At 72.4% G+C, this 2,355-nt stretch carries 1 protein-coding gene; it reads right to left on the reverse strand.

The window, feature by feature from the left end; translation table 11 throughout:
* The coding region (locus tag ADK64_RS03980) for a type I polyketide synthase (protein WP_324614361.1) at positions 1-2,355 on the reverse strand (2,355 nt) is incomplete at its 3' end.

Consider the following 2,355-nt stretch of genomic DNA (forward strand, 5'->3'; position numbering starts at 1 on the left):
GAACGCCTGCCCCGCACCCACACTCCCCGCACCCGCATGCCCCAACACCACCGCAACCTCACCCGACACCAACTCCACAAGATGCCGACGCTGCTCGTCACGGGTCAGGCCGACGAGGCGGCCGGCCAGGGTGTCGCCCGTGGTGGCACCGGAGGCGGCCGCCGCGATGCGCGCCGTGCGGCGCGGTTGGCGCACCAACCCGCCCAGCACGGGCGGCAGTTGGCCCGCCCGTGCCTGCTCCGCCAACGCGGCGAAGTCGAACTTCACCGGGACGAGCGTGTCCGCCTCGCCGGCCAGGGCCGTGTCGAGCAGGGCCATGCCGTCCTCGGAGGCCAGCGGGAGCACCCCGCCCCGGCTCATACGGGCCTGGTCCGACTCGCTCATCGTCGCGATCATGCCGCCGGACTCCGCCCAGAGGCCCCAGGCCAGTGAGACGGCGGCGAGGCCCTGCGCACGCCGCCACTGCGCGAAGGCGTCCAGGAACGCGTTCGCAGCGGAGTAGTTGCCCTGACCCGGACCACCGATCACGCCGGCGGCCGACGAGAACAGGACGAACGCCGAGAGGTTCATGTCGCGCGTCAGCTCATGCAGTGTCAGTACGGCGTCCACCTTGGGGCGGAAGGCGGCTCCGATCCGTTCCTGGGTCAGGCTCGCGATCACACCGTCGTCGAGCACGCCTGCCGCATGCACGACCGCGGTCAGCGGCGCCTCGGGCGAGACCGCCGCGAGGAGCTTCTTCACCGCCCTGCGCTTGGACATGTCACACGCCACCAGGGTGACGCTCGCTCCGGCCGCCTCCAGCTCGGCCGTCAGGTCCTGGGCACCGGGCGCCTCCGGACCTCGGCGGCTGGTCAACAGCAGGTGCCGCACGCCGTGTTCGGCGACGAGGTGCCGGGCGACCAGGCCGCCGAGCGTTCCGGTGCCGCCGGTGACGAGCACCGTACCCTCGGGGTCCAGTGCGGGCCCGGTGGCGCCATCGAGTGCGGCCCGTACCAGTCGGGGCGTGTGCACGACGTCGCCGCGCACCGCCACCTGTGCTTCTCCGGTGGCCAGTACGCCCGCCAGAGCGGACCGGGAGGCCTGGATCTCGTCCACGTCCATGAGCACGATGCGCTCCGGGTTTTCTGCCTGTGCAGCGCGCACCAGACCCCAGACCGCGGCGCCTGCCGGGTCGCTCACCTCGGTGTTGCCGCAGACGCCCACCGCACCTCGCGTCACGACGAGCAGGCGGGCTTCCTCGAGTTCCGGCGCGGCGAGGAAGGCCTGCAGGATGCCGAGGACACGGCCGACGAGACCTCGGACGCGTTCGGCGCTGACGACTCCGTCGACGGCGTCGACGACCAGTACCTCCGGCATCGACGCACCGGACTGGACCAGTTCCTCGACGTCCAGGGCCATGGAGACCGAGTGGGGGACCACCGTGGCGGCGACGTCGGCCCCCTCACCGGCTCCCAACGGGGTCCAGTCGAGGGCGAACAGGGTGTCCGTGCCGGGGCCGGTGCGGCCTGCCGCCCTCACCTGCTCGTCCGCGACCGCGCGCAGCACGAGAGACTCGACCGACGCGACCGGGGTGCCCTCACCGTCGGCGAGTTCGAGTGCCACAGACTCGGGCCCGGTGGGCGTCATACGCACCCGAAGTGCGGTGGCGCCGGAGGCGTGCAGGGTCATGCCGTTCCATGCAAAGGGCAGGATGAGTCTGCCCTCCTCGGCCTTCCGCTCGGTGAAGGCGCCACAGTGCAAGACCGCGTCGAGAAGTGCCGGGTGCAGACCGAACCCAGCGGCCGCCTCGGCGTCGTCCGCCGGGAGTGTGACCTCGGCGTAGATCTCCTCGCCGCGGGTCCACAGCGTTGTGAGGCCTTGGAACAGCGGTCCGTACGCGTATCCGGCGGCTTCCTGGTTCGCGTAGAAGCCGGTGAGGTCGACGGGTTGGGCGCCTTCCGGGGGCCAGACGCCGAAGGCGGCGTCGGGTGCCGGTGCGTCGTCGCCGAGCTGGCCGCTGGCGTGGCGGATCCATGGCGCGCCGGACTCCGCGTCGTCGGGCCGCGAGTACACCGCGACCGACCGCACGCCAGCGCCGGTGTCCTCACCGACCGAGACCTGGACGCGCACCGCGCCCTTGTCGGGGATGACCAGGGGCGCTTCTATGACCAGTTCGCGCAGCGTCCGCGCGCCGACCTCGTCACCGGCGCGGATCGCGAGCTCCACCAGGGCGGTACCGGGCAGCAGGACCGTGCCGGACACGATGTGGTCGGCCAGCCACGGCTGGGCCGCGAGGGACAGCCGGCCGGTACACACCGCACCGCCCGTGTCGGGAACACCGACCACGGTGTCGAGCAGAGGGTGTCCGGTGGCCAG

It is taken from the genome of Streptomyces sp. MMG1121 (assembly GCF_001280015.1).
Taxonomy (GTDB): domain Bacteria; phylum Actinomycetota; class Actinomycetes; order Streptomycetales; family Streptomycetaceae; genus Streptomyces.